This window comes from Chryseobacterium sp. HR92 (assembly GCF_045689405.1).
GTDB classification, from domain to species: domain Bacteria; phylum Bacteroidota; class Bacteroidia; order Flavobacteriales; family Weeksellaceae; genus Chryseobacterium; species Chryseobacterium viscerum_A.
In genome coordinates this window covers 1,116,517-1,142,503 of the sequence record NZ_CP139139.1, presented here as the reverse complement: position 1 = coordinate 1,142,503, position 25,987 = coordinate 1,116,517, and the positions used below count along the sequence as shown (strand labels likewise).

The following is a 25,987-nucleotide window of genomic DNA, read 5'->3' as shown; positions in this document are numbered from 1 at the left end:
TATTCTATTTGAATATATAGCTTAAGGTAAGTGCAATTACCTGTTCTGATTTTTTCTTATCACTACCGCCTTTTTCTTTTGCAAGACCAGGGTAAGTATCAGAAAGTCCTAAATCATATTTTAAAGCTACTTCAAGTTGTCTCTTATAGCTATATCCTACGCCTAGTCCAAGTCCCCAGTTAAAGCTTTTTGCTTTTCCGTCTACTCCTGGTTGTGTAGGATCAGTAACGTCCGGATCATAATAAGGTCTGCTTATAGGAGCATTCTTTACGTCCTGACTTACTAAAAAGTTAAATCTAGGTCCAATCAATCCAAAGAATTCCGATTCAGCTTCTGAAAAGTATCCTTTGAAATAAAGTGGTACACTAAGATAGTTGTTTGCATATACTGCATCATAACCATCTTTTCCTTTAGCGTCTTTATCTTTCCCGGTTTCTCCTGCACCATAGTACAAAACTTCGGGTTGTATAAAGAATTGGTTTGCCTTCCCTACGGGGATCAAAGCCAAAGCTCCACCTTGGAAGGTAAATCTTGGGCCAGAGGGATTGTGGGCATTTGCTACTCTTGAGTAGTTTAAACCTGCTGTAAGACCAAATCTTGTATTATTCCATTGCACCTGTGCAAAAGATAATGCAGAAAGCGTCAAAGCTGAGGCTAATAAAAGTTTTTTCATATGATGTGGTTTTATATTATCCTAGAATTTTTGCTACAGTAGCACCAATATCAGCAGGAGAGTCTACAACGTTGATACCGTTTTCTCTCATGATTTCCATTTTTGCCTGAGCTGTATCTTCAGCACCACCTACGATAGCACCTGCGTGTCCCATTGTTCTTCCTTTTGGAGCTGTTTGCCCAGCGATGAACCCTACAACTGGTTTATTAGAACCACTTGCTTTGTACCATCTTGCAGCTTCAGCTTCAAGACCTCCACCAATTTCACCGATCATTACAACAGCTTCAGTTTCAGGGTCATTGATAAATAATTCTAATGCTTCTCTTGTAGTTGTTCCAATGATTGGGTCACCACCAATACCGATAGCGGTAGAAATACCATAACCTGCTCTTACTACCTGGTCAGCAGCTTCGTAAGTAAGGGTACCTGATTTTGAAACGATACCTACTTTACCTTTTTTGAAAACGAAACCTGGCATAATACCAATTTTAGCTTCTTCAGAAGTAATGATTCCAGGGCAGTTTGGTCCGATTAATCTGCAGTCTCTGTCAGCAATATAAGATTTTACTTTTACCATATCAGCTACAGGAATACCTTCAGTAATACATACAATCACTTTGATACCTGCTTCAGCAGCTTCCATGATAGCGTCTGCTGCAAATGCCGGTGGTACGAAAATGATACTTACGTTTGCTCCTGCTTTTTCAACAGCATCAGCCACTGTATTAAATACCGGTTTTCCTAAGTGCTCGCTACCTCCTTTTCCTGGAGTAACACCACCTACTACATTTGTTCCGTATTCAATCATCTGACCAGCGTGGAAAGTTCCTTCGTTCCCTGTAAATCCTTGTACAATTACTTTAGAATCTTTGTTTACTAAAATTGACATTTTATTGTTGTTTTAATTTATTTATTATTTTATTAATGCTCACAAATTTACTTAAATTTCTTTGATTTTGGATAAAACCTTTGGAATAGTTTATTTGAGATTTCTCAGCTTTACTTCTTTTTTGAGATAAGTTTTGAAATCTTCTGCAAACATCCCGATATAGGTACCTTTTTCCAGATCTCTGTTTACTCCTGTTTTTCCCAAAATTACAGATCCTGCCTCAATTTTATTACCGGAAGCGATTCCTACCTGTCCCCATAATGTCACCTCATCTCCAATGATGCAGCATCCTGCAATTCCTACCTGAGAAGCAATAAGACATTTTTTCCCGATAACGGTATCATGTCCCACCTGAATCTGGTTATCCAAAACAGAACCTTCTCCAATGATGGTAGAATCTGTAACACCTCTGTCTATGGTGCAGCCATTTCCGATCTCCACATTGTTTTCAATAACAACATTTCCTACAGAAATCAGGCGGTCAAAGTTTCCATTTAATTTTCTGTAATAAAATGCGTCACCTCCTAAAACGGTGTTGGATTGAATAATAACATTATCTCCGATTTCCGTACGATCACCGATCACTACATTAGGGAAGATAAGGGTATTTTTTCCGATTTTCACATTGTTTCCGATTACTGCTGAAGAGTGAATCCTTGTTCCCTCTCCTATTTCAACATCGTGAAGTTCTTCTGTAAAATTATATATCCTGGTAAAATGAGTATTGATTTTATTAAAGTCTCTGAAAGGATCATCAGAAACTAAAAGCGCTTTGCCTTCCGGGCACTCTACTTCTTTATCAATTAAAATAATAGTCGCTGCAGAGTTTAATGCTTTGTCATAATATTTAGGGTGGTTCACAAAAACGATATCACCTGGCTTTACCATATGAATTTCATTAGTTCCCAATACTTCAAAGTCTTCCGGACCAACAAATGCTGAGCCTATTAAATCTGCAATCGTTTTAAGCTTTTGCGGAGAATGGAATCTCATAACAATAGATTTTCTTATAAAACAAAATTCGGACTGCTAATGCAAACCGAATTTATGTAAATTTTATTTATTATTTCACTCTTTCTAAGTAGCTGCCGTCTTCAGTGCTTACTTTAATTCTGTCTCCCGGTTCAATGAACAAAGGAACCATTACTCTTGCTCCTGTTTCAACGATTGCGTTTTTAAGAGCGTTAGTTGCCGTGTTTCCTTTTACACCCGGATCAGCTTCGATAACATCCAGATATACTGACTGTGGAAGTTCAGCAGAAAGCGGAGTCTCATCAGCTTCTTTCAGAATGATTGTTACTTCTTCACCAGCTTTCATGAACTGAGCGTTTTCAATCATTTCTTTATTGATGTATAATTGAGAGAAGTCATCATTGTTCATGAAGTGGAATCCGTTCTCATCATCATACAGATACTGGAACTTTCTAGTGATTACTTTTACTTCATCAATTTTGTGTCCTGCAGAGAAAGTATTATCAATTACTTTACCGTTAGTCACTGATTTTAATTTTGTTCTTACGAAAGCAGGTCCTTTTCCTGGTTTTACGTGAAGGAACTCGATTACTTTAAAAATATCATTGCTATATTCGATGCAAAGACCTTTTCTGATATCGTTACTTGTTGCCATTAATTTTGTAAATATTTATTTTCTTTTATTAAACTGTATTCCTTGCCCTTGCGGCATCATTCTGTTAAATGTATTATTATTGAACGTATTCACATTATTATTCAATCTGTTTACATTCATCTGAAGATCAGTTTTATATTGATCGGTTGTTCCTAAAATTGAACTTCCGGTATTTTTCTGTTTCAGAATACTATTTACGTTATTCTTTGCAATACTATCATTAGATACTTCGGAAAGTTTTCTTTCTATGGTAAAGGGTTTTTCCTTTTTTTCAGTTTCAGGCTTTTCCGTCTGCTGTGCAAACAAAAAAGAAGTTGCAGAAAGCGCCGTAAGTACAATTAAACTTTTCATTGTCTGATAGTATTGATCATTAATTACTCTCTTTCCTTTCCAGTACCATATCCTTTTACGATACCTCTAGGTGAGTTTTGAATAAACTGTAAGATTTCATCTCTTTCAGCCGTTGGAAGCATTTCTTTTTCAATATGGGAAATAGCCTGAGAAACGTTCATTTTCATCTGGAATATCGCTCTGTAGATTTTCTGGATTTCAAAGATTTTCTCATTGGTAAATCCTCTTCTTCTTAATCCAACAGAATTGATACCTGCATAAGACATAGGCTCTCTTGCAACCTTTACGTAAGGCGGAATATCTTTTCTTACCAAAGTACCTCCGGAAATCATGACATGCTTTCCAATTTTACCAAATTGGTGAACAGCAGATAAACCTCCCATTACAGTATAATCTCCAATCTCCACATGTCCTGCAATACCACAACCGTTTACGATGATAACGTGATCTCCGATAACGCAATCATGGGCAATATGTGAAGTAGCCATAATAAGGCAGTGCGCTCCTATTTTAGTATATCCTAGAGCTTTTGTACCTCTGTTTACTGTAACACATTCTCTGATTGTTGTATCATCACCGATAATTACCTGAGTATCTTCACCATCAAATTTCAGATCCTGGGGAATTGCAGAGATTACAGTCCCAGGAAAAATCCTACAGTTTTTTCCTATTCTTGCACCATCCATAATGGTAACGTTAGGACCAATCCAGGTTCCTTCTCCAATTTCTACGTCCCCTGCAATAGTAGTAAATGGTTCTACGATTACATTTTTGCTGATTTTCGCACGTTTATCTACGGCTGCTAATTGATGAATCATTTAATCAACTTTATTTTTTGCAACTTGAGCCATAAGCTCTGCTTCTACTGCTACTGTATCTCCTACGTATCCATACCCCTGCATATGAACAATTCCTCTTCTGATAGGCTCTATCAATTCAATTTTGAATATTAGCGTATCTCCAGGAATTACTTTTCTTTTGAATTTCACCTTATCAATTTTGATGAAATAAGTAGAATAGTTCTCAGGATCCGGAACGCTAGCCAGTACCAGGATACCTCCTGTCTGTGCTAATGCTTCTACCTGAAGTACTCCAGGCATTACAGGTTCTTTAGGGAAGTGTCCAACGAAGAATGGTTCGTTCATTGTCACGTTTTTCAAACCTACTACATGAGAGTCTGAAAGCTCAAGAACTTTATCAATCAATAAGAACGGGGGTCTGTGAGGCATAAGCTTCATTATTCCGTTGATATCGAATACTGGTTCTTTTGTCAGGTCAAAATCCGGAACGTTTTTCTTTTTCTGCAATTTCCACTGGCGGTTTAGTTTTTTCGCAAACTGAGTATTCACAAAGTGTCCCGGTTTGTTGGCAATAACTTTACCTTTTATTTTTACACCTGCCAAAGCCAGGTCACCGATTACATCCAGTAATTTGTGTCTTGCGGCTTCGTTAGGATAGTTTAAATTAAGATTATCAAGAATACCGTTTGGTCTGATGGATACATTATCTTTACCAAAAGCTTTCTTTAATTTTTCTGTAGTTTCAGGAGTAAGATCTTTATCTACATATACAATGGCATTGGAAATATCTCCACCTTTGATCAAACCGTGATCTAAAAGCATTTCCAATTCATGCAGGAAGCTAAATGTTCTTGCTGATGAGATTTCGTCTTTAAATTCTGAAATATTTTTAAGAGTGGCATTCTGAGTACCTAATACTTTAGTCCCAAAATCTACCATTGTTGTTACTTCGTAAGTATCTGAAGGAATAATTGTGATTTCCGAACCTGTTGCCGGATCACTGTAAGTAAGAACTTCTTTTACAACCAGATATTCTCTCGCTACCCCCTGTTCTGCAACACCAACGCTTTCAATAGCTTCAACAAAATATTTTGAAGATCCATCCAGAATAGGTGGCTCAGAGGCATCCATTTCTAAGACTGCGTTATCAATATCACACCCCACAAGAGCTGCCAAAAGGTGTTCGCAAGTGGTAATTTTTACCCCTAATTTTTCTAATGTAGTTCCTCTTTCTGTTGCTACAACATAATTTACATCTGCTTCTACCTGAGGATGTCCCTCCAAGTCTGTTCTTACAAATACAAAACCTGTATTTTCTTTAGCAGGTTTAATGGTAAGTTTTACTTCTTTACCCGTATGAAGGCCAATTCCAGAAAGAGTTACCTCTTGCTGAAGTGTTTTTTGCATATCACTCATTAGTATTATCTTTTGAGTTATTCTCAAGATTATTTATTCTATTTACGATTCCAGGCAGATTCCTGAAATGAACATAACTCCTCAAATAGTCATTATAGCTGATGGCTGGTGAGCCATACAATGTTTCTCTATCATTAACGCTGGAATTCACACCACTCTGAGCCTGAATTTTCACCTGATTTCCTATTTTGATATGTCCTACGACGCCTACCTGGCCTCCAATCTGGTTCCAGTCTCCAATTGTAGTAGAACCTGCAATTCCCGCTTGTGCTGCAATTACGTTGTTCTGACCTATTTTCACATTATGGGCAATCTGAATCAGGTTATCAATTTTGGTTCCTTTTCCTATAATGGTAGAGCCTATTGTTGCTCTGTCAATACTACAGTTTGAGCCGATCTCAACATCGTCTTCAATAATTACATTTCCAAGCTGCGGTATCTTTTTGAAACCTTCGGCTGTTGGCTGGAAACCAAAACCGTCACCTCCAATTACCGTATTGGAATGAATCACACAGTTATCCCCAATAATACAATAGTCGTAAATTCTGGCTCCACTGTCTATCTTACAGTTTTTACCAATTTTCACTCCTTTTCCTATATATACATGCGGATAGATCTGTGACCCTTCCCCAATTTTAGCTTTCTCAGAAACATAAGTAAATGCTCCGATATAGGCTTTATCTCCTATGACAGCCGTATCATGAATGGAAGAACCATTTTCTATACCTTCTTTTCTTCCCTGCATTTCCTGATATAAATTCATCAGAATCTGAAAAGAAAGATAGGCATCTTTTACAACGATTAAGGTAGGGTTATAATTATTTTTCTCCAGAAGTTTTTCCGAAATGATGATAACAGAGCATCGTGAGGTATCCAAGAAATGAGAAAATCTATCTTGTGCTATAAAAGAAAGATGTCCTGATTCCCCATTTTCAATTGGTGAAACCCCTGTAATAAGTGCATTCTCGTCACCTATTATTTTTCCGTCAATAAAACTTGCAATTTGCGAAGCTGTAAATTCCATATTCTGCAAAGATAAGAAATTCTAGAATTTGCAAACATTTTTTGGTTTCAGATCGTAAATTTTAATATTATTTAAGAGTCTAGCCCAGAGATATCTCTTGGAAACATAAGGATATAGCGGGTTGTCTTATTTACAATTAACCCCGATAAAAGCTGATCTTCTGACTCATGAAGCCTCGTTCTTTTACCATTTTTATGCAATAAATAGATTGGCTGCTTCTCCGCATGATAGGGTAAAAGTTTTCTTTTTATTTCATGAACCAATTCTTTTCCATTGTTGATTTTGAAAAATTCATTGGTGTTTTTTATTTTTTCATCAATTATTTCCTTTCCAAATTGATGCGATGAAATAATTGTTTTAGGTAAATTTCTCTGAATTACACATTTACACCAATATGACAACACAAAATCATCCGTATTCTGCCACTCTTTCATCGCCTGGATCACATCATTATCATCAAGGCTTGTAAATCTCTCTATATCTTCATCCGTTGCTGCACTCTTTTCGCGGTATAAAAAATATTTCAGATTCTCGGCTGCAGGAAGCTCTGTTCCCTGGGAAATCAGATATTTTGCTCTTTCAAGGATCTTAACCAAAAGAAATTCTGCCAATGCTGAAGTTTTATGGTAATACACCTGCCAGTACATGAACATTCTGGCTGTCAGAAAATTTTCAATAGAATAAATTCCTTTTGCATCAATTACCAGTTCACCTTCTTCACAGACATTCATCATGGAAATAATTCTCTGGGTATTAATATTTCCTTCCGATACACCGGTAAAAAAGCTGTCTCTTTTCAGATAATCCAGACGGTCAACATCCAGCTGGGAAGAGATCAATTGGTTGAAAAATTTTCTATGATATTTCCCCTGAAACATTTCAATAGCCATAGATAACTGCCCATCAAACTCCTCATTTAGCTTATTCATAAGAAGTAAAGAAAGGTTTTCATGATGCCAGTCATCCATCAGCATACTTTCCAGCGCATGAGAAAACGGACCATGACCAATATCATGCATCAGAATAGCCAGCATCGCTCCTTTTTCCTCTTCTTCAGAAATTTTTACTCCTTTCTGCTTTAATGTTTCCAATGCAGTAAACATCAGATGCATTGCTCCCAAAGCATGATGAAATCTTGTATGAGTAGCTCCTGGAAATATGAGGTTCAGAAGTCCGGTCTGCCCTATTCTTCTTAATCTCTGAAAGTAAGGATGCTCAATGATATCAAATAAAATTTCGTGGGGAATTTTGATGAATCCATGAACAGGATCGTTGATGATTTTTAGCTTATTCTGCATTGAAACGTCAATATTAGCAAACAAAGTTAGGCATTTTAAAGTTTAGGCTTTTATTAAATTACTATTAAAATATACGGCTTAAAAACGGATAACATTCATGTTGTTAACAAATAATACCTTTTTAATACTATTGAAAATCTCTCTGACTCATTTTTATTTTTAATTCATATTTTTTTGAAAACCTTTTGCAGTTGTTGCAGCAAAGGACTACCTTTGAGAGAAAACACGATAACCCTTAATGAGAAAATATTCTCTTTTCCTTTTATTACTTTTAAGTTTAAATTTTTCTGCACAAATTCTATCCGAGACCCAAAAACTGGAATCTCTCTGTCGGATTTGGGGATTCTTAAAATATTACCATCCTCATGTAGCAAAAGGAAATCTGAACTGGGACAAACAGCTTTTTCAGAAGATTGATGAACTTGACTCTATTAATGATATACAGGCGTTAAATAATTTTTATTCTGACTGGATCGGGAGTCTCGGAGAAGTTACCCCCTGCAAAGAATGTTCAGTAAAGGAAGATAAAGTATATTTTCTTAAGAATTTTGATCTGAGCTGGATAGACAATCGTCAAATTTTCACCAGAGATCTGTCTCAAGAACTTCATTATATTGAAAATAACCGGAATCTTGGAGATAATCATTATTTCGGAAAAGGCGGAAGAAAAATATATTTCAGAAATGAAAGGTCCTACGGTTCAAAGTTCACTTCAAAAACCGTCAGTTTATTGGAGCTATTCAGATATTGGAATTATGTAGAGTACTTTTTTCCTTATAAATATGACACTGATCAGAACTGGAATGATGTTCTTACAGAAATGATTCCCAAGTTCCTTATGATTGATCGTGATGAAAGTTATCATTTAGCATTGGCAGAACTGGTTGCCAAAACAGATGATTCCCATGCCTATCTTTCATCAAAGGAAATCCTGTTTCATCAATACGGAAACCGAAGAGTGCCTGCGGAGTATTCCTATGCGGAAGGAAAACTTGTGGTTACAAAGATCAATGCTACAAGATTCAGGGATAAAAGCCCGCTTCATGTAGGGGATGTTATTTATGATATTGAAGGTAAAACGATTCCGCAAATAGTGAACAGCTTTGGAAAATATATTCCAGCTTCTAATTCCTGGGGTAAATTCAACAAAGCAAAAAGCAAACTTCTTTTCAGCAACAGTGATTCTATTACTGTAAAAATTGAAAGAGAAGGCCAAAATCTGGAAATAAAAACCAAAACTTATTTTGCGAAAGATATTATTCAGGAAAAAATGACGCCTCCCAAGAAATGGAAATTCATTGATCATGAAAAGAAAACCGGCTATGTCAATATGGGAATTATAGAGAAGGAAGATCTGAATGAAATGTACAGCAGCTTACAATCTGCAAAGTCTATTATCTTTGATCTTAGAAATTATCCTAAGCAAACCATAGAACCTCTAAGTTATCTTCTGCTTCCGGAGTCTTCAGTTTATTATCAGTTTACTTTTCCGGACACCAGCTATCCCGGAAAATTTTACAGCAGGAAAAATAGTATAGGCAGGAAGAATCCCGGATACTATAAAGGGAATGTAATCGTTTTAGTAGATGAGAATACACAAAGCCAGGCCGAGACAACCACAATGATGTTCAGGCAGCATCCTAAGTCTAAAATCATTGGAAGCAATACTTCGGGAGCCAACGGAGATGTCATTATGTTTAAAATTGCAGATCTTGACACCCGGTTTTCAGGTCTGGGTGCTTATTATCCGGACGGAAGGGAGACACAGAGAATCGGCATCACTCCAGACATTCTTGTGAAACCGACTGTGGAAGGCCTTAAAAACAGAAAAGATGAAGTTCTGGAAAAAGCTTTAGAATATATAAAAACCACTGATTAAAGTAAACAAAAATGTGAAATATCAAGCGGTATTTTCATTTAACTAATATTTAACTTTTAATATTTCTATTTTGTGAGATTTTAAAAGGATTTGGTCAACATTTTGATAGAATAACCGTGTAAAAAATAAATTATGTCAGAAAAGATATTATGGATAGATGATGAAATAGATTTACTTAAACCTCATATCGTATTTTTAGAAAAGAAGGGTTACCAGGTAACCCCTGTAAATAATGTGAACGAGGCTTTGGAACTTATGGATTCAGAGAAATTTGCTTTAACGTTAATTGACGAAAACATGCCGGGTATCTCCGGACTGGAAGCCATCCCAATGATTAAGGAAAAAGATAATTCCCTAAAAATTGTAATGGTTACCAAAAGCGAAGAAGAACACATTATGGAAGAGGCTATCGGATCTCAGATTGCCGATTATATATTAAAGCCCGTAAATCCTAATCAGATATTACTTTCCCTCAAAAAAAACCTTCAGGAAGATAACCTGGTGGAACAAAAAACCATTCTACAGTACCAGCAGGAATTCAGAAACCTTTCTATGGAACTTTCATACCTGAGAACGTATCAGGAATGGGCGGAATATTATAAAAAAATTCTTAGTTGGGAAATCAAATTTGATAAGGTTGCAGATAATGAATTTGCAGACCTTCTGCAGTCTCAGAAAGAAGAAGCCAACATTCAGTTTGCCAAGTTTATTGAAAAAAATTACACAGACTGGCTGGTTGATTCTGACAAACCTTTAATGAGCCATACACTTTTCAAAGAAAAAGTAAAACCTGAAGTTGAAAAAGAAAAAGTTCTTTTACTGATGGTAGATAACCTTCGTTATGACCAATGGAAAGTGATTGAACCTTTATTTACAAAATACTACAACAAGATTTCAGAAGACTATTACTACAGTATCCTTCCTACCGCTACTCAGTATGCGAGAAATTCTTTCTTTGCGGGATTAATGCCGTCTGAAATTGAAAAACGTTTTCCGGATAAATGGTTTAATGATAATGAAGAAGGAAACAAAAATGAATTTGAGCGTGACTTCCTGGAAGATCAAATGAAGAGAATAGGTTTGGGCTCAAAATCTATGAAGTATCTTAAAGTACTGAATGCCGATTTTGAAAGAAAGATCTATGATGATTTCAATCAGCATAAAAATAATGATCTGCTGGTTATCGTATACAACTTCATTGATATTCTTTCCCACGCAAAAACAGACAACCACATTGTAGATCAACTGATCCGTGATGATAAAACCTTCCGCTCTCTTACCTTCAACTGGTTTGAAAACTCTTCTTTGCTGAAGATTATAAAAACAGCGGCAGAAAACGGCTATAAACTGGTCATCACTACGGACCACGGAACGGTATATGTGAAAAAGCCAAGCAAAGTGGTAGGAGACAGAGAAACTTCTACTAATATCCGATATAAAACAGGTAAAAGTTTAACGTATGACGACAGTGATGTATGGGCGATTACGAATCCTGAAAAACTTTTCCTTCCAAAAGGAAACTTAAGCTCGAAATATATTTTTGCTAAAAACAATATATTCCTGGCTTATCCTAAAAATTACAATCATTTCGTTAATTACTATAAAGAAACCTACCAGCATGGAGGAATTTCACTGGAAGAGTGTATCATTCCTATCAGCATTTTAGAACCCAAGTAGTTTTTTTCATAGTTTAGTTAATTTTGGGTTTAAAGCGGAAAAAATCATTCGATTTTTTCCGCTTCTTTTTTATAGTTCATATCTTCGTAAAAAATAAATCATGTTTATTATTTCGCTTACCTATAAGAGTTCTATTGAAAATGTAGAACGTCTTATTCCCCAGCATAATATTTTCCTTAATAGGCACTATGAATCCGGGAAGTTTATTGCTTCGGGAAGAAAAGAACCCAGAACGGGAGGTATCATCATAGCTAATGCAGAATCTAAACATGAAATTGAGCAGATCATTTCTGAAGATCCTTTTTATATTCATCAAATCGCAGATTATGACATCACGGAGTTTATCCCTTCGAAATACAATGAAAATTTTAAACTTTTTATAGAAGACTAATGAAATTAATCACATACAACGTCAATGGAATCAGAGCCGCTTTTACAAAAGATTTCCTGGGCTGGCTAAAAACTGCTGATCCGGATATCATCTGTATTCAGGAGAGTAAAGCCGGAAACGATCAGATAGACATCGAAAGCCTTGAAAAATTAGGTTATCACAGTTACTGGCACTCAGCAGTAAGAAAAGGATACAGCGGGGTCGGAATTGCCTCAAAAATCAAACCCAATCATGTAGAGTATGGATGTGGCATTGAAAGCTATGATAATGAGGGGAGAATTATTCGTGCAGATTTTGATGGCTTTTCAGCTATTTCTGTATATGTTCCTTCTGCATCTAATATTGAGAGACTGGATTTTAAAATGCAGTTCTGTCATGACTTCCTGGAGTATATCAAAAATTTAAAGAAAGAAATTCCTAACCTGATTATATCCGGTGACTTTAATATTTGCCACGAAGCGATCGATATTCACAATCCTGAAGGTTTAAAGAATGTTTCAGGGTTTCTTCCTATGGAAAGGGAATGGATGACCAATTTCATCAATGAATGTGAACTGATAGATAGTTTCAGGTTTTTCAATAATGATCCGGACAATTATACATGGTGGAGCTACAGACAAAATTCCAGAGCCAGAAACAAAGGATGGAGACTGGATTACAACTTCACCTCTTACAGTTTAAAGGACAAGCTCTCCAGAGCCGTTATTTTAAAAGAAGCAGTGCATTCTGACCATTGTCCTGCTTTATTGGAATTGGATGTATAGACGTTTGATATGTATCCATACAAAAAGCCAGCTGAATCAGCTGGCTTTTTTTTTAATTTAAATCATAAAATTAATCGACAATTTCATATTCGACCGGAATTGTACCATGACTGATATCTCCAATCTCATCGAACGCAGCTTTAGACATATCTAAAGATCTTGATGAATGGTAAGGCCCTCTGTCATTAATTCTCACTATTACCTCTTTACCATTTTTAAGGTTAGTAACCTTAACGTTTGTTCCAAATGGAAGCGTTCTGTTTGCCGCAGTAAACTTTGAGTTATCAAAGATTTCTCCGCTAGCAGTTTTTCTACCGTTAAATTTATCGTGGTAGTACGATGCATAACTTGTTTTTTTCGCATCTAAGGCATTACTCGTAAAAGAATAAACACCTAAGGTTGAAATCATCATTATGATTACGAGAATGAATCTTTTCATCATTTTGAACTTTTATTGGTTTTGACGGGACAAAAGTATCAGGAATCTTTATAAAACCCTATCCCATATGTTAAAAACAGTTAACAAAACCTTAAATAAATCTTAATCAACCTTGCAACACCCTATGAATAGGGGTTTTAAACCACACTGTTAAAAAGTGTTAAAAAAAAGCTTTAAAAGTTAACATAATTAACTAATTTATGCATAATTTAAAAAAAAAAATTTTAAAAATAACTGATAATCAATTAATTAAGTTTCACACAATGTTAAGATCTGAATTAATAATTGACCTTTAAAAATTAAAAATCTTAAAATCAGATTCTGGAAAAAACTGCTTATAGAAGGTCCTTCCCTTTATAATATCATCTTCCCTGATCAGATTTTAACAGCTTTATATTCTGTTAAAATTTATAACTTGATTCCTTATTCATTAAATATCAACACCAATTGCTTAAAATATTGTTTTTAATATCTAATAAATGCATAAATCTCTTCTCTTCTAAAAGTAAAAAAACCAATGATCTCTCATTGGTTTTTATTTATGTAATTAAATTAATTCTCTATTTTAAATATTCTAATACATAATCGTATGTACCGTTAGGATAAACTACAGACATGCTAGGAGAACCTGTAATTGCATTTCCTGGAGTTGTAACCGGATTATAAGAATATAAACTTCTATCATAAACAGTGTTTGTACCTGCTTTATAGATTGTAATACCATACATAGTAGTCATTCCTGTAGGAGCTGGGATATTAACTGCTGTAGAAGTACCATTTGCAGTGAAAGTTCCTTTGATAGCATAAAGCTGCTTATCAACACCCGGGCTTACATTGATAATAGTATTTGTAGTTGTTTCTGCTGTTCCTACAGTTACTTTTGGTGAAGTAGAAAGTGAAACCCATGTACCTGTAGCCGTAGCGAATCCATTTGCAGTTCCTCCGGTAGGATTTGAGAAATAGTAATATCCAGGAGTAACATTGGTAGCAACACCAGAAACTGTAGTTCCTGAAGCGGTGTTGTAAACTATCATTCCATCATAAGCCGTTGGGAAGTTATCTTCGTCAGTAACAGGAGTAGCAAATGTAAAGGTTGTTAGATTTGTTCTTGGGAAAACAAGTCCTTTTCCGTCATTAGCACTGTCTGTAAAACCTCCGGCACTTCCTGATGCATCTAAGAATGCGCCTTGCCCATTTATATTTCCACTGGCGAAACCGTTTGTTCTAACCTGTGCATTTGTATATTGAAACATTGCCAAAGAAGAGGCAAGAACTAATAATATTTTTTTATTCATGACTAAATCTGTGTAAAAAATTAATAATTATTGAGCTGAATAAGATTGCCAAGCAGTTCCATCATAGATAAATCCAAGACCTCTACCATTAAGAGACATTGAATTAACTGAAGCTGCACTTGCTCCATTTACAGTAAGTGTACCTCCACCTACTTTAACAAGGGTAATACTTTTTCCTTTTGTTGCTGCACTTACTGGGATTGTAGATAAATCAGCGTTGGTTGTAAGAAATACATAGCCATTTAAATCTGCTGCAGATAAATCTGTACCAGTAGCTGAAGTTCTTACAGTAGGAGCTACAGGAGCAACTACACCACCTCCACCTACAGTAATCCACGTATTCGTAGTTTGGCCATCATAGTAATAAAAGCCTACTGCTGTAACGTTTGTAGTTTTAGGAGTTGCTGTACCGTCAATCGTCGTAACGAAAGCAAGCGCGCCATTTTGAGCTGCAGTATAAGCTGCATCTTTAGCTAATAATTGTGCTCTTGTCATACGAGGGACTAATAAGGCATCAGGTCTAGCGTTGTCAGTAGTATTTGCTACTACATCTAGTGTTGCGGCAGGTGTGGTTGTGTTAATCCCCACTCGCCCCTGCTGAGCCTTAGAAAGGGCCGAAAGGCCAACAAGCATAATTGCTGTTAATAAAAATTTTTTCATAAGTTTTTAAAGATTTTTAATTACATTTTTTTTCATCAATATTCCCAAAATGGAAGATGCATCTCAACTTGTGAATATCATAGTGAAGCCATCTTATTAAAATACCATTTTAATTGCATTTTAGCTTCATTTAAACGATTTAACTCATTGAAAGCATATTATTTAAAAATATTGCTTATTGCGCAAATTTAAGACATAATTTTTGAATTTATATACTTTATAAAAGAAATTTGATAAATCTTAATTACGCAAAATATTAACAAATTGATTATCAATAAAATAAAAACAAACCACCGAGAAAATTCTATGTTAATTTTCGTTAATAGCTTAATTTTATAAATCTTATTTTAAACTGATTAGTAAGCATTTAGCTAGACTAATTCTCCGTATAAATCAAACTCTTCGGCCGAAGTAATTTTAACATCTGCAAACTCGCCTATAGAGATATAGGTATCTTCTGCAGAAACCAAAACTGTATTGTCCACATCTGGTGAATCATACTCTGTTCTTCCGATAAAATAATTCCCTTCTTTACGGTCAAAAATACATCTGAATATTTTCCCTACTTTTTCCTGATTCTTTTCCCACGAAATCTGAGACTGCAATTCCATGATTTCTTCTACTCTTGCCTCTTTTACCTCCTGTGGAATATCATCTTCCAATACATAAGCCGTAGTATTCTCTTCATGAGAATAAGTAAAGCATCCTAATCTGTCAAACTTCTGCTCTCTCACCCAGTCTTTAAGCTCTTGAAATCTTTCTTCTGTTTCACCGGGATATCCAACAATAAGCGTTGTTCTGATCGCCATATCCGGAACTTTTTCTCTGAACTTGCCTAAAAGAGCATCTGTTTTTTCATGGGTAGTTCCTCTCTTCATTGATTTCAACAAATCGGAATTGATATGCTGAAGAGGGATATCTATATAGTTACATACTTTAGGTTCTTCACGGATAATATCGAGAACATCTTCCGGGAAACCGCTTGGGAAAGCATAATGAAGACGAATCCATTCTACACCTTCTACCTTCACCAATTCTTTTAAAAGATCTCCTAACGCTCTTTTCTTATAAAGATCAAGACCATAGTAAGTAAGATCCTGTGCAATAAGGATTAATTCTTTTGTCCCTTTTTTTGCCAGTTTCTGAGCTTCTAAAACCAGTTTTTCAATAGGAGTTGATAGGTGACCTCCTCTCATCAATGGGATCGCACAGAAAGAACATGGTCTGTCACAACCTTCAGAGATTTTAAGGTAGGCATAATGTTTTGGAGTAGTTGTAAGTCTCTCTCCTACCAGTTCGTGTTTATAATCTGCCCCAAGATGTTTTAAAAGCATCGGCAGGTCTCTTGTTCCGAAATATTGGTCTACATCCGGAATTTCTTTTATCAAATCCGGCTTGTATCTTTCTGATAAACATCCTGTAACGAATACTTTTTCAACCTCTCCTCTATTCTTAGCCTCAACATAATCAAGGATGGTATTAATAGATTCTTCTTTAGCATTATCAATAAATCCGCAGGTATTGATAACAACAATGTCGCCACGGTCTTCATGAACCACTTCTTTGCCATTAGCTTTCAGCTGGCTCATTAATACTTCAGAATCATATACATTCTTGGAACATCCAAGAGTGACTACATTGATTTTCTTCTTCCCTACAGATTTTGTACGCATCGTTTTGATTTTGAGTCTGCAAAGATACAAAATATTGAAGAGTTAAGAATTAAAAAAATGAAAACCACTTTTATAAAGTGGTTTTCAGGGATATAATTTAAAAGTTTTTGTCTTTAAATCCAGGGGCGTTCTGGTCTTTTTCCGAAAGTATGGCGTCTTTTTCATCAAGTTTCCAATCAATATCAAGATCCGGATCATTGAACTTTACGCTGCCTTCTGATTCTTTGTTATAAAAATTGTCACATTTATAGGAAAATACAGCATGGGTACTTAATACGGCAAATCCGTGTCCAAAACCTCTTGGTACATAAAGCTGTAGTTTATTTTCTGCGGTAAGCTCTATTCCGAACCATTCTCCAAAAGTAGGAGAATCTTCTCTAAGATCTACAGCAACATCCCACACACTGCCTTCAAGGCATGAAACGAGTTTTGCCTGTGCATGCTCTCCTTTCTGAAGGTGCAGTCCTCTTAATACTCCATAAGATGATCTGGAAACATTATCCTGTACAAAGTGGCCGTTCATCCCTGTCAATTCTTCGAATTTTTTTTCGTTGAACTTTTCAAAGAAGTAGCCTCTCTCATCTTCAAATATGGTGGGCTCTATGATATAGCAATCTTTAAGCGGGGTTTCTTTAATTTTCATAATAGTAAAAAAACTCTATTTCAATATGGTTATTATTGTTTTAAATAAAATCTTTGTATCATTTTTGAAAGACATATTTTCAAAATAGTCAAGATTCATTTTTACTTTATTCGGAAATAATATTTCATCATTATATACCAAAGGATTCTCCTGGCTGTTCAGAAGATTTTCTTCGTCTCTGTATTTTATACTTGCTTCAGAGGTTAACCCTGGCTTTAATTCCAGAACTTTTCTATCTGCTCCGGCCAATTTATCGTAATATCCTTCGATATCAGGTCTGGGACCCACAAAACTCATATCACCTTTTAAAATATTAAACAATTGGGGAAATTCATCAAATTTAAATTTCCTGAGGGTCTGCCCGATTTTGGAGCATACTCTTTTGTTATCGTGAATTGTTTTAAATTTAAATATGGTAAATGGCTTTCCATACTGGCCTATCCGGGTCTGAAAAAAAATCCCGTTAGAAGATGTGTCGAGACTTGCAATCAAAAATAAAATAATCAGTACCGGCATAAGAAAGAGGGTCAGTATTACCGCTAAGATAAAGTCAAAAACCACTTTCCAATATTTGTACTGATTCATTAAATTCAATGATATTAAACTCCGAAATAGTTACGGATTACGTTTGCTATTCTTTCTCTGTCATCATCTGACAAGTTGGACCCTGACGGAAGACACAGTCCGTTATCAAAAAGATTTTCGGAAATTTTTCCTCCGTAATAAGGAGAAGATTCAAAAACCGGCTGTAGGTGCATAGGCTTCCAAAGTGGTCTTGATTCAATATTATCTTCTAAAAATGCAAGTCTTAAGTCTTCTCTGTTTTTCCCTGTAACCTGTGGATCAACAATGATAGCTGATAGCCAGTGATTGGAATAAAAATCATTTCCAGGCTCTGAAAATACAGTTACTCCTTCAATATTTTTGAAGATCTCAAAATAGAAATCATGCATTGCTCTGCGGGCTGCCACTCTGTCTTTAAGGACTTCCATCTGTCCTCTTCCTATTCCTGCAACAATATTGCTCATTCTGTAGTTGAAACCAATATGTGAATGCTGATAGTGAGGTGCATTATCTCTTGCCTGAGTAGAAAGGAAAACAGTTTTGTTTTTATCTTCCTGAGTATGGCAAACCAAAGCTCCACCTCCTGATGTGGTAATAATTTTGTTACCGTTAAAACTTAATACTCCAAAACGTCCGAATGTTCCGCACGCCTGTCCTTTGTAAGTAGAACCAAGAGCTTCTGCAGCATCTTCTATAACAGGAATCTGGAATTCCTGAGCGATAGCTGTAATTTCGTCCATCTTTGCCGGCATCCCATACAGATGAACAACAATAATTGCTTTAGGCTTCGTTCCTTTTTGAACTCTGTCTTCAACGGCTTCTCTTAAAGCTTTTGGACACATATTCCAGGTGTCCGGCTCGCTGTCTACAAAAACAGGAATTCCTCCACAGTAAGCAATAGGATTAGCTGATGCTGAGAAAGTCATTGACTGGCAAATAACCTCATCACCATGTTCTACTCCACATTCAATAAGTGCAAGGTGTAATGCTGCAGTACCCGCAGAAAGGACGGCAACTTTTGCATTTTCACCTAAAAACAGCTCCAGATCATTTTCAAGTCCATCAACGTTAGGTCCCAATGGTGCGACCCAGTTTTCTTCAAATGCTTCGTTGATATATTTTTGTTCATTACCTCCCATATGGGGTGAGGACAACCAGATTTTAGTATTCATATTATTCATGGAATTTTATTGGTTTGGCTGGTATTCCGACTGCTGTACAATTTGCAGGAAGACTTTTATAGACTACTGCTCCCGCTCCAACAATAGTATTTTCACCGATTTCTAAAAGATTTATAATTTTTGCACCTGTACCTACGTACACAGCTTCATTTACAACTACTTCTCCTGAAATATTAACTGTCGGCATGAATGAACAATAATTTTTTATCACAGTATCGTGCCCTACAGTGCAAGAAAGATTAAGGATCACAAAATCTTCGATTTGAATATCAACAGTAATAATAACTCCTGCACAGATAATATTTCCCTTTCCTATTTTGGTATTATCCAGGCCAATAATTACCGATGGATGTATTAATGTTGGAAATTCAATATTAGGATTACTTATTCCCTGTATAATCTTTTTCTTTGTTTTAGGGTCTCCTATTGCTACGGCAATACACAAAGGATGATCTACTTCATTTATTTTTTCAATCTTTCCTAAGTAAGGAACTCCATTAATATTATGATCATAATGTTTATCATCATAAAAACCTAAAATTTCAAATTGTTCATCTTTCTGGTTGATATGATCGATCAGCATCTTCACCTCACGTCCAAATCCTCCTGCTCCAATAATTGCTATTTTTTTCATATTTTAAATATTTCCTTTAAAAGGTTCCATTGTTGCTTGTCCTTCTTGTGAAATTCCTTCTCTTATAAAAACTTTTTTGGCTGTTAAAAAGAAAATTTTCACGTCTAAGGTAAATGATATATTTTCTACATACCATACATCATAATCAAATTTTTGATTCCATGATATTGCATTTCTACCATTTACTTGTGCCCACCCTGTAATTCCTGGTCTTACCTCATGTCTGCGCGCCTGATTTTCATTATACAGCGGCAGATACTGAACCAAAAGAGGTCTAGGCCCAATAAGAGACATATCCCCTTTAAGTACATTAAGTAATTGTGGAATTTCGTCCAGAGATGTTTTACGGACAAATGCTCCCAGAGCTGTTAATCTTTCTGCATCTGATAAAAGGTTTCCTGTAGAATCCTTTTTATCATTCATTGTTTTAAACTTTATAATTTTAAATACCTTACCGTTTTTACCAGGTCTCCGTTGAAAGAAAAAGGGTTTACCATTGTTGGAAAGAAATAATCCAACCATCACGATAAGAAAAATTGGAAGTAGAAAAGTAATTCCAATGAGAGCAACTACAAAGTCGAAAATCCTCTTTAAATAATTTTTGTACATTTTTAGAAATTAGGTGTATCAATCATCATATGCTTTTATCAATATCTTTTTTAAACTTCCTGTGTTTTTGCTGTATAACCAATACCTATAATCATTGAGCTAAAGTACAAAAATTCCGGTATATTGAAAAGATTGCAGGAAGTCTGTACCAAAGTAAAGTATTGCAAAAATAACGCAAAAATCAGTTTATAGTATATATTTCCCTTTTGAATATTCCAAAATAAGGCAGCATTTTTTACTACGGGTACAAACTTTAAGAAATAAATAAATAATCCTAAAATTCCGGTTCCCATTAAAAGCTCTAAAAAAATGTTATGTGGATGAGCACCGTCCTCAAACAATATCCTTCCTCCCAATAACCGATTTGAATTAAATATTTCGATAGCTCTACTGAATAATGGCCCTCTGCTTGAGGTATCGCCATGTGCTATCCACTTATACATCCTGTTAAAGCTTGTTATTGCTCCATTCCCATATTGCTCATGCAAAATAACCAACCCTATAAACAACAGCATCGAAATAAGAGCATAGATAATATATTTTTTATTCCCTTTCAGAATAATCATATACAAAGAGCATACAGAAATCGCTACAATTGGACTTCTCGCCATAGACTGGATAACATTAAAAAGACCTAAAAAAAGACAAAAGAACAGAAAATAGGATTTATAATCGTCTCTGCAAAACAGCAGTAAAAATAATGATATGATAAACAATGAAGCACCTATATGGCCATACATAATGTAGTAGGTACTAAAAATATGGTCTAATTTTATATAGCCATATATGTAATTTACAACGAGAAGTCCACAGAGAATAGTAACACTATATTTTGCTATGCTTTTAAAATCTATTTTACTATAATTGATACATAATAGTGCGATACTTGGTAAAAGCACCAAAAATAGGATTCTGAAAATATATTCATTCTCAGATTGCATTATCTCCTGATTAAACGAATAATTATTAAACGAATATATAAGCTTGATGATATAAAAAACCCAAAATCCGACAAGACTAATAATTGGAATATTTTTAAAACTAATATTTTTCCTTTCCCTATATATTATAAATAAAGAAAATACAATGACAAAAATTCGATATGGTATGGAAAAATTCCTGGGATTCATTTCAAGTGGCTTTGCAAAAGCAATGGCAATAGTATTTCCCACCATAACAGATAACAGGAATAGTTTATAAATGAAATTATTATTAATAGTAATTTTCAAAATAAAACCTATTTTTTATTTCAACCAATGCAAAGCTACTTCTTTTGCTTTACGGAATGAGATAAAATAGCGTCCAGATATTTTTTCCCCAACACCGGATACGTTCTGTTTTCAAAAATCCATTTTCTGCCTTTATCTCCTATCTCAATTCTTTCTTCCGTACTCATATTGGCATAATATAAAATGGCATCTTTAATATTCTCTGCAGACGTACTGTTGATAAACCTACCGCAATCAGCTTCATTAATCATAGAAGGATATCCGGTATAAGAAGCAATAATTGGTTTGGCGGCAAGCATATATTCTACCACTTTGTTCATAGATTGCCCATAATCCCATACTTTTGAATCTTTGGTAGATAAGTATAGAATATCACAAACCTGAAGAAAATATTTAACTTCATTTTGCTGAATTCTTTGTAAAAAAGTTACATTCGTACAATCTTTTAACTGTTCTTCATAAGATGCTCTAAGATCACCGCTTCCAACCAATACAAAATGGATATTGGTGTTCTCTTTCATTATTTGTATTGTTTCAATGAAAGGTTCCAATGCATTCGTAACTCCCATACTTCCAGCATAACCAATAATTACTTTACCAGATGGTACTATTTCTAAAAACGGATTTTTTTCTTTCAGGAAGTCTTCAGAATAATTTTCAGGATCAAATCCTAATGGTGAACAATGAAAAGGTTTTTTATATCCCAGTAATTCTTCTACGTGTAAATCCAGCCTTGGCATTGTTCCTGCAACCAAATCAGCTTTCCTGTATCCAAACTTTTCTATAAATCCTATCAGTAAAACAAGAGGATGCCATTTCGAAAAACCAGCTTCCTCTGTCATCGTTAAAGGCCAGATATCACGAATTTCAAAAACTAAAAAACTACCAAACTTTTTTTTCAGATAATAACCATATATGATCGTAAAAATGGAAAGTGACGAAATAATAACTGCATCAGGCTTTTCCATATTGGAAAGTTTCATTAAAAATAGCTTTCTTTCAAAATCAAGCCAAGACAAAATTCTGTCTATAGATGCGGTTTTAGTATATTTTTTGGTTTTAATCCATCTAATAGCAACCCCATCCTGTTCCTCATCATTATATATTTTATCCGTTTCAGGACAATTCGTAAAATGATTGGCATCCGATGTTATTAATAAAGCTTCATTTCCCATTTTTTTAAACTCTCTCGCCAGATAAAATAAGCGCGATGGAGCTTTTGCATACTGTGGTGGTGAGGCATATTTGGAAATTAACCAGATATTTTTTTTCATTTTTTACTGCAGGGTTGGTTTTTTAATTGGATCAATCAGGAAATCAAGCATTATTGCTTCATTCAGAATATTACTGTTATTAAGATTCTCAATGGTGAGACTGTTTTCAAGTTGGCCGAAGTCTGATACAAAATCTTTTGCTTTAGATTTATTTTCTAAAATATTTAATTTTATTCTTTCTCCCACACCATCATTCACCCAATTCTGTGTGACATCAAAGCCTCTTTTCAGACGGTTTTTAAGGATATATCCTGGCACGTCTTTTTTCATCATTTCACGTAAAATCCATTTTCCGTAACCATTTTTAATTTTAAGCAAATCCGGCAATGCTAAAGCAAATTCTACCAATCTATAGTCCATAAAAGGCAGTCTGCTCTCAATAGAAAAATACATTGAATTTCTGTCTTCATATCTTAAAAGGGAAGGGATACTGTATTTTTGGATATCTGAAATCTGCCTGCTTGATAAAGATGAATTTTCAAACAGATTTAAAGAAATTTCAGGCAAGCAATCCAGGAATGCTGTATCTTTCCCTGTTGTCTTCAGATATCTGTTTTTCTCATTCCAATATGTTTTTATTTGTTTTGCTTCAAATACCAACATCAGAGCTAATGAGTGAAAATATTGTAAACCTGGCAAAACTTCTTTATTTTCTATTGCCTTTCGCAATACTACTACGAAAAATTTTCTGTATCCGGCAAAAATTTCATCACCTCCCTGACCGCCTAGTAACACTTTGATGTTTCTTTCTTTTACCTGCTTGTATACTTCATGCTGTGCTATGATACTGAGTCCCAGAAATGGAGATTCCTGTGCCTCCATGGTTTGGTCATAGATATTCCCCATCTCTTGTGCTGTGTAAGAATGGTGAATATATTCAACGTTAATATTTTTATCTTTTGCAAACTTATTAATAACCGGGCCTTCTGATTTCGGGTGATCGGGAGCTCCATAGCTGAAAGCCTCCAGATGATCTACTTCTTTTGATGCAATTGCTGCTATAGAGGAAGAATCTACTCCTCCACTCAAAGAAATAGCCAGAGGAACATCACTTCTCAGACGTATTTTGGTTGAATTTTCCAACAGGGATTTCCCTTTGGAAATGAGTTCTTCCGAACTTAATGACTCTAGCTCTTTTCTTTTTTTTGCAACCTGCTCTTCCAGAGAATACCAGGTTTTAGTCTCTGTTTTCAGTTCTCCTTCCAGTTTACATTTCATCAATGATCCTGGTAAAAGATATTTTACATTTTTGAAGGGAGTTCTGTCTTCATATCCCTCGAAAAAACCGAATCTTATCCCACTGGAACAATATTCCAGATCTATATCCTGATTTGTTTGTTTAGCTACAGAGGCTATGGATGAAGAGAATAGTAACTGACCATCAAAAAAGGTATAAATTAACGGTTTAATTCCAAATCTGTCTCTTACCAGATAGAACTCTCCTTTTATCTTGTCAAATAATCCGAAAACAAACATTCCATTCAGCTTATTCAAACAAGCCTCCCCCCAGCATTCCCAGGCTCTTAAAAGAACTTCAGTATCTCCTTTGGTTCTGAAGTCAAAACCATTAGATATTAATTCTTCTCTGATTTCCTGGTAGTTGTATATTTCACCATTATAAGTGAGACTATATCTTTCGTCATCGGAAATCATCGGTTGATTAGATGCTCCTGACAGGTCTATAATTGCCAGCCTTGAGTGAGCCAAAGTTACTGACCAGTCAGCGTATTCTGCTTTTTCAACCCCATAGTAATCCGGTCCTCTTCTTCGTATATAATTATGTAAATCACTTCCTTCTTTAAAGTCAAGATTTTGTGATCTTTTAAATTCTATTGCTCCTGTTATTCCGCACATATTAGTTGGATAAAACTTTTTGATAAAACGTTAATAATTTTTCGGACTGGCTTTCCCATGAAAAATTTTCAAAGACTAATTTTCGTCCCGCTTCACCCATTTGCTTTGCTGTTTCCTTATGAAGCATCAAGTAATCAATAGCATCAGCAATTTCTTTAGGTTTTTGAGGGTTTACAAAAATACAACATTCACACCCTTTCAATAAACTTCTCCAATATGGAAAATCTGAGGCAATAAAAGGAATCCCTGCAACCATGTATTCAAACATTTTTATAGGCAGACTCACTAAAAATGTCGGAATAGGATGTAAAGTAACCACGCCTGCTAATGAGCGGTTATAAATATTTTCTACTTCTTCCGAATTAACATATCCGAAATCATTGACAAGGTGGTAATCTTTATGTTCTTTTATCTCTTTTTCCAAAGTGATAGAAGAATACATACCCGCAAGATTCAGTTTTGCCTGTGATTTTGTGAGCTCCAATGAATTCATCAGATCTTTAATTCCTCTTGTATCATCAATAGATCCCACATAGCATACTTCATTCAGCTTTTGATCCCATAAAATCTGTTCCTGTTTCTTATCAGATAAGATAGGATAGTTATTGATATTTTCAGTTTGTTTGGCAAACTTTTTAAAATAATTTTCAATATGAGGCGTAGCACCAATCACTCCATCTATCTTTTTACAGGTATAGCGTTCAAAATTCTCATATAATATGGAGATCATATTTGAAACAGGAGATTTTAAATAGGGTGAAACTAAAATAGTGTTTACTGTGTCTTCGTGGGAATCAAAGATTACTTTTTTATTTAATTTTTTCAGCTTCTTTGCTATTAAAAGCAGTTCAGGATCATGAAGGTGAAACACATCTGCGTTGAGTTCTTTAGCTTTATTAAAGATTTCAGAGGTAGTTTGTGTAATTCTTTTCAATCTACCAGCCGGGGCTCCAATATCTATAATTTCTACATTGTCCACCGTCTCATTACCTTTCCCATCAGCTACTACCAAAGTTATCCTTACATCATTAGATGCCAGACTTTTACACATCTTATGGAATATTCTAGAATCATTTCTTGGATGAACACTCGTGAGATGGCAGACGTGAAATCCGTATTTTTTATTCATTAATTGGCTTGGGT

26 protein-coding genes are annotated in these 25,987 nt (G+C 35.2%); 4 read left to right on the top strand and 22 right to left on the bottom strand.

Annotated features, from left to right (window positions below):
- Nucleotides 1-4: 4 nt before the first annotated feature.
- The 9 genes from SFA27_RS05160 to SFA27_RS05120 form a co-directional block, all read right to left on the bottom strand.
- Nucleotides 5-673 carry a porin family protein gene (locus tag SFA27_RS05160; protein ID WP_047378734.1) on the bottom strand — a complete coding sequence of 223 codons (669 nt, stop codon included), beginning with the start codon at nt 671-673 and terminating at the stop codon, nt 5-7.
- 16 nt (nt 674-689) lie between these two features.
- Nucleotides 690-1,562, bottom strand: a complete 873-nt coding sequence (gene sucD, locus SFA27_RS05155; protein ID WP_047378735.1) for a succinate--CoA ligase subunit alpha — start codon at nt 1,560-1,562, stop codon at nt 690-692.
- Nucleotides 1,563-1,652: 90 nt separating this feature from the next.
- On the bottom strand, nt 1,653-2,555 hold the full coding sequence (locus SFA27_RS05150; RefSeq protein WP_047378737.1) for a UDP-3-O-(3-hydroxymyristoyl)glucosamine N-acyltransferase: 903 nt from the start codon (nt 2,553-2,555) through the stop codon (nt 1,653-1,655).
- 70 nt (nt 2,556-2,625) lie between these two features.
- Complete coding sequence (efp, locus tag SFA27_RS05145; RefSeq protein WP_047378738.1) at nt 2,626-3,189, bottom strand: elongation factor P; 564 nt, start codon at nt 3,187-3,189, stop codon at nt 2,626-2,628.
- A gap of 15 nt (nt 3,190-3,204) precedes the next feature.
- On the bottom strand, nt 3,205-3,540 hold the full coding sequence (locus tag SFA27_RS05140; RefSeq protein ID WP_407296792.1) for a hypothetical protein: 336 nt from the start codon (nt 3,538-3,540) through the stop codon (nt 3,205-3,207).
- Nucleotides 3,541-3,563: 23 nt separating this feature from the next.
- Nucleotides 3,564-4,358: an acyl-ACP--UDP-N-acetylglucosamine O-acyltransferase gene (lpxA, locus tag SFA27_RS05135; RefSeq protein WP_407296790.1), complete on the bottom strand. Its 795-nt coding sequence runs from the start codon at nt 4,356-4,358 to the stop codon at nt 3,564-3,566.
- Nucleotides 4,359-5,756: a bifunctional UDP-3-O-[3-hydroxymyristoyl] N-acetylglucosamine deacetylase/3-hydroxyacyl-ACP dehydratase gene (locus SFA27_RS05130; protein WP_047378743.1), complete on the bottom strand. Its 1,398-nt coding sequence runs from the start codon at nt 5,754-5,756 to the stop codon at nt 4,359-4,361.
- Nucleotides 5,749-6,780 (bottom strand): UDP-3-O-(3-hydroxymyristoyl)glucosamine N-acyltransferase, encoded by a 1,032-nt coding sequence (lpxD, locus tag SFA27_RS05125; RefSeq protein WP_047378745.1) that lies wholly within the window; start codon nt 6,778-6,780, stop codon nt 5,749-5,751. The genes SFA27_RS05130 and lpxD overlap by 8 nt, the downstream gene beginning before the upstream one ends.
- Before the next feature lie 71 nt (nt 6,781-6,851).
- Nucleotides 6,852-8,078: an HD domain-containing protein gene (locus SFA27_RS05120; RefSeq protein WP_264517148.1), complete on the bottom strand. Its 1,227-nt coding sequence runs from the start codon at nt 8,076-8,078 to the stop codon at nt 6,852-6,854.
- A 238-nt stretch (nt 8,079-8,316) separates the two neighbouring features.
- On the opposite strand from SFA27_RS05120, the gene SFA27_RS05115 reads away from it, so the two are divergent.
- From SFA27_RS05115 to SFA27_RS05100, 4 genes are all read left to right on the top strand, one after another.
- Nucleotides 8,317-9,957: a S41 family peptidase gene (locus SFA27_RS05115; protein WP_407296787.1), complete on the top strand. Its 1,641-nt coding sequence runs from the start codon at nt 8,317-8,319 to the stop codon at nt 9,955-9,957.
- A gap of 132 nt (nt 9,958-10,089) precedes the next feature.
- Nucleotides 10,090-11,634, top strand: coding sequence for a bifunctional response regulator/alkaline phosphatase family protein (locus SFA27_RS05110; protein ID WP_047378748.1), 1,545 nt, complete (start codon nt 10,090-10,092; stop codon nt 11,632-11,634).
- Between the two features lie 100 nt (nt 11,635-11,734).
- Nucleotides 11,735-12,025 (top strand): YciI family protein, encoded by a 291-nt coding sequence (locus SFA27_RS05105; RefSeq protein WP_407296785.1) that lies wholly within the window; start codon nt 11,735-11,737, stop codon nt 12,023-12,025.
- The gene (locus tag SFA27_RS05100; protein ID WP_047378750.1) at nt 12,025-12,789 is read left to right on the top strand and encodes an exodeoxyribonuclease III; all 765 of its coding nucleotides are present in this window, start codon (nt 12,025-12,027) and stop codon (nt 12,787-12,789) included. The genes SFA27_RS05105 and SFA27_RS05100 overlap by 1 nt, the downstream gene beginning before the upstream one ends.
- 70 nt (nt 12,790-12,859) lie before the next feature.
- Here SFA27_RS05100 and SFA27_RS05095 read toward each other — a convergent pair whose 3' ends face one another.
- The 13 genes from SFA27_RS05095 to SFA27_RS05035 all read right to left on the bottom strand — a co-directional run bounded on the left by SFA27_RS05095 (nt 12,860) and on the right by SFA27_RS05035 (nt 25,973).
- Nucleotides 12,860-13,231 (bottom strand): septal ring lytic transglycosylase RlpA family protein, encoded by a 372-nt coding sequence (locus SFA27_RS05095; protein ID WP_034699143.1) that lies wholly within the window; start codon nt 13,229-13,231, stop codon nt 12,860-12,862.
- A gap of 557 nt (nt 13,232-13,788) precedes the next feature.
- Nucleotides 13,789-14,523: a hypothetical protein gene (locus SFA27_RS05090; protein WP_047378751.1), complete on the bottom strand. Its 735-nt coding sequence runs from the start codon at nt 14,521-14,523 to the stop codon at nt 13,789-13,791.
- 27 nt (nt 14,524-14,550) lie between these two features.
- Entirely contained in the window at nt 14,551-15,156 is a 606-nt protein-coding gene (locus SFA27_RS05085; RefSeq protein WP_156118483.1) for a hypothetical protein, read from the bottom strand.
- A 398-nt stretch (nt 15,157-15,554) separates the two neighbouring features.
- Nucleotides 15,555-16,856 carry a 30S ribosomal protein S12 methylthiotransferase RimO gene (gene rimO, locus SFA27_RS05080; protein ID WP_047378754.1) on the bottom strand — a complete coding sequence of 434 codons (1,302 nt, stop codon included), beginning with the start codon at nt 16,854-16,856 and terminating at the stop codon, nt 15,555-15,557.
- Between the two features lie 97 nt (nt 16,857-16,953).
- Nucleotides 16,954-17,499 carry a dTDP-4-dehydrorhamnose 3,5-epimerase gene (rfbC, locus tag SFA27_RS05075; RefSeq protein WP_264517145.1) on the bottom strand — a complete coding sequence of 182 codons (546 nt, stop codon included), beginning with the start codon at nt 17,497-17,499 and terminating at the stop codon, nt 16,954-16,956.
- Nucleotides 17,500-17,514: 15 nt separating this feature from the next.
- Nucleotides 17,515-18,084 carry a sugar transferase gene (locus SFA27_RS05070; RefSeq protein ID WP_407296781.1) on the bottom strand — a complete coding sequence of 190 codons (570 nt, stop codon included), beginning with the start codon at nt 18,082-18,084 and terminating at the stop codon, nt 17,515-17,517.
- Nucleotides 18,085-18,098: 14 nt separating this feature from the next.
- Nucleotides 18,099-19,235 carry an aminotransferase class I/II-fold pyridoxal phosphate-dependent enzyme gene (locus tag SFA27_RS05065; protein WP_407296779.1) on the bottom strand — a complete coding sequence of 379 codons (1,137 nt, stop codon included), beginning with the start codon at nt 19,233-19,235 and terminating at the stop codon, nt 18,099-18,101.
- Between the two features lies 1 nt (nt 19,236).
- Nucleotides 19,237-19,878 carry an acetyltransferase gene (locus SFA27_RS05060; protein ID WP_047378758.1) on the bottom strand — a complete coding sequence of 214 codons (642 nt, stop codon included), beginning with the start codon at nt 19,876-19,878 and terminating at the stop codon, nt 19,237-19,239.
- 3 nt (nt 19,879-19,881) lie between these two features.
- Entirely contained in the window at nt 19,882-20,487 is a 606-nt protein-coding gene (locus SFA27_RS05055) for a sugar transferase (protein ID WP_047378759.1), read from the bottom strand.
- A 50-nt stretch (nt 20,488-20,537) separates the two neighbouring features.
- Nucleotides 20,538-21,716 (bottom strand): O-antigen ligase family protein, encoded by a 1,179-nt coding sequence (locus tag SFA27_RS05050; protein ID WP_407296777.1) that lies wholly within the window; start codon nt 21,714-21,716, stop codon nt 20,538-20,540.
- Between the two features lie 35 nt (nt 21,717-21,751).
- Entirely contained in the window at nt 21,752-22,990 is a 1,239-nt protein-coding gene (locus SFA27_RS05045) for a glycosyltransferase family 4 protein (protein WP_407296775.1), read from the bottom strand.
- Nucleotides 22,991-22,993: 3 nt separating this feature from the next.
- Complete coding sequence (gene asnB, locus SFA27_RS05040; protein ID WP_407296773.1) at nt 22,994-24,844, bottom strand: asparagine synthase (glutamine-hydrolyzing); 1,851 nt, start codon at nt 24,842-24,844, stop codon at nt 22,994-22,996.
- A 1-nt stretch (nt 24,845) separates the two neighbouring features.
- Nucleotides 24,846-25,973 (bottom strand): glycosyltransferase, encoded by a 1,128-nt coding sequence (locus SFA27_RS05035; protein ID WP_407296771.1) that lies wholly within the window; start codon nt 25,971-25,973, stop codon nt 24,846-24,848.
- Nucleotides 25,974-25,987: the final 14 nt, after the last annotated feature.

Bases quoted from the DNA above. Each gene is read 5' to 3' on its own strand.
- SFA27_RS05160 (WP_047378734.1), bottom strand. From the start codon at position 673: ATGAAAAAACTTTTATTAGCCTCAGCTTTGACGCTTTCTGCATTATCT.
- sucD (WP_047378735.1), bottom strand. From the start codon at position 1,562: ATGTCAATTTTAGTAAACAAAGATTCTAAAGTAATTGTACAAGGATTT.
- SFA27_RS05150 (WP_047378737.1), bottom strand. From the start codon at position 2,555: ATGAGATTCCATTCTCCGCAAAAGCTTAAAACGATTGCAGATTTAATA.
- efp (WP_047378738.1), bottom strand. From the start codon at position 3,189: ATGGCAACAAGTAACGATATCAGAAAAGGTCTTTGCATCGAATATAGC.
- SFA27_RS05140 (WP_407296792.1), bottom strand. From the start codon at position 3,540: ATGAAAAGTTTAATTGTACTTACGGCGCTTTCTGCAACTTCTTTTTTG.
- lpxA (WP_407296790.1), bottom strand. From the start codon at position 4,358: ATGATTCATCAATTAGCAGCCGTAGATAAACGTGCGAAAATCAGCAAA.
- SFA27_RS05130 (WP_047378743.1), bottom strand. From the start codon at position 5,756: ATGAGTGATATGCAAAAAACACTTCAGCAAGAGGTAACTCTTTCTGGA.
- lpxD (WP_047378745.1), bottom strand. From the start codon at position 6,780: ATGGAATTTACAGCTTCGCAAATTGCAAGTTTTATTGACGGAAAAATA.
- SFA27_RS05120 (WP_264517148.1), bottom strand. From the start codon at position 8,078: ATGCAGAATAAGCTAAAAATCATCAACGATCCTGTTCATGGATTCATC.
- SFA27_RS05115 (WP_407296787.1), top strand. From the start codon at position 8,317: ATGAGAAAATATTCTCTTTTCCTTTTATTACTTTTAAGTTTAAATTTT.
- SFA27_RS05110 (WP_047378748.1), top strand. From the start codon at position 10,090: ATGTCAGAAAAGATATTATGGATAGATGATGAAATAGATTTACTTAAA.
- SFA27_RS05105 (WP_407296785.1), top strand. From the start codon at position 11,735: ATGTTTATTATTTCGCTTACCTATAAGAGTTCTATTGAAAATGTAGAA.
- SFA27_RS05100 (WP_047378750.1), top strand. From the start codon at position 12,025: ATGAAATTAATCACATACAACGTCAATGGAATCAGAGCCGCTTTTACA.
- SFA27_RS05095 (WP_034699143.1), bottom strand. From the start codon at position 13,231: ATGATGAAAAGATTCATTCTCGTAATCATAATGATGATTTCAACCTTA.
- SFA27_RS05090 (WP_047378751.1), bottom strand. From the start codon at position 14,523: ATGAATAAAAAAATATTATTAGTTCTTGCCTCTTCTTTGGCAATGTTT.
- SFA27_RS05085 (WP_156118483.1), bottom strand. From the start codon at position 15,156: ATGCTTGTTGGCCTTTCGGCCCTTTCTAAGGCTCAGCAGGGGCGAGTG.
- rimO (WP_047378754.1), bottom strand. From the start codon at position 16,856: ATGCGTACAAAATCTGTAGGGAAGAAGAAAATCAATGTAGTCACTCTT.
- rfbC (WP_264517145.1), bottom strand. From the start codon at position 17,499: ATGAAAATTAAAGAAACCCCGCTTAAAGATTGCTATATCATAGAGCCC.
- SFA27_RS05070 (WP_407296781.1), bottom strand. From the start codon at position 18,084: ATGAATCAGTACAAATATTGGAAAGTGGTTTTTGACTTTATCTTAGCG.
- SFA27_RS05065 (WP_407296779.1), bottom strand. From the start codon at position 19,235: ATGAATACTAAAATCTGGTTGTCCTCACCCCATATGGGAGGTAATGAA.
- SFA27_RS05060 (WP_047378758.1), bottom strand. From the start codon at position 19,878: ATGAAAAAAATAGCAATTATTGGAGCAGGAGGATTTGGACGTGAGGTG.
- SFA27_RS05055 (WP_047378759.1), bottom strand. From the start codon at position 20,487: ATGTACAAAAATTATTTAAAGAGGATTTTCGACTTTGTAGTTGCTCTC.
- SFA27_RS05045 (WP_407296775.1), bottom strand. From the start codon at position 22,990: ATGAAAAAAAATATCTGGTTAATTTCCAAATATGCCTCACCACCACAG.
- asnB (WP_407296773.1), bottom strand. From the start codon at position 24,844: ATGTGCGGAATAACAGGAGCAATAGAATTTAAAAGATCACAAAATCTT.
- SFA27_RS05035 (WP_407296771.1), bottom strand. From the start codon at position 25,973: ATGAATAAAAAATACGGATTTCACGTCTGCCATCTCACGAGTGTTCAT.